This is a genomic window from Clavibacter lycopersici, from assembly GCF_003576405.1.
GTDB classification, from domain to species: Bacteria; Actinomycetota; Actinomycetes; order Actinomycetales; family Microbacteriaceae; genus Clavibacter; species Clavibacter lycopersici.
The window spans coordinates 1-597 of record NZ_QWGT01000511.1; the positions used below are offsets into that span (position 1 = coordinate 1).

Annotated in this window: 1 protein-coding gene; it reads left to right on the plus strand. The window is 78.7% G+C overall.

Annotated elements, in window-relative coordinates:
* Positions 1-53: 53 nt before the first annotated feature.
* Positions 54-597, plus strand: a 544-nt coding sequence (locus DZG00_RS16260; RefSeq protein WP_233550184.1) for an SDR family NAD(P)-dependent oxidoreductase, incomplete at its 3' end; no start/stop codon positions are given.

Below are 597 nucleotides of genomic sequence, written 5' to 3' on the forward strand. Positions count from 1 at the left end.
CCTGCCGTTCCGCCGAGCGCGGGGCCGCCGCCGCCCGGGCGATCCGGGCGCGCGTGCCGGCGGCCGACGTGGAGGTCGTCTCCCTCGACCTCGCGCGGCTCGACAGCGTCGACGCGTGCGCGTCCGCGGTGCGGGAGGACCTCGACGCCGTCGTCGCGAACGCGGGGCTCACCCCCGCGGGCGGGAGGGCGCGACAGCGTCGGACGACGATCGACGGCTTCGAGGAGCTGATGGGCACCAACGCGCTCGGCCACTTCGCGCTCGTGGCGGGGCTCGCGCCGCGGCTGCGGCCCGCCGGACGCGTGGTGATGCTCGGATCCCTCGCCCACCGCTTCTCGCCGCTCGACCTCGGCGACCTCGCGGGGGAGCGGCGCATGCCGGCGCTCGTGCGCTACGGCCGCTCGAAGACCGCGTGCATGATGCTGGCGGCCGAGCTCGACCGGCGCTGGCGGGCGGCGGGATCCGACCGCGTCGCGCTCTCGGCCCACCCCGGGTACTCGGTGGACGCGCTCACCCCGCCGCAGGATCCGGGCGCGCGGCCGCACGGGCTCGCCGTCGCGGGCCGCCTGGTCGTCGGTGCGGGGCGCGTGCTCGTGC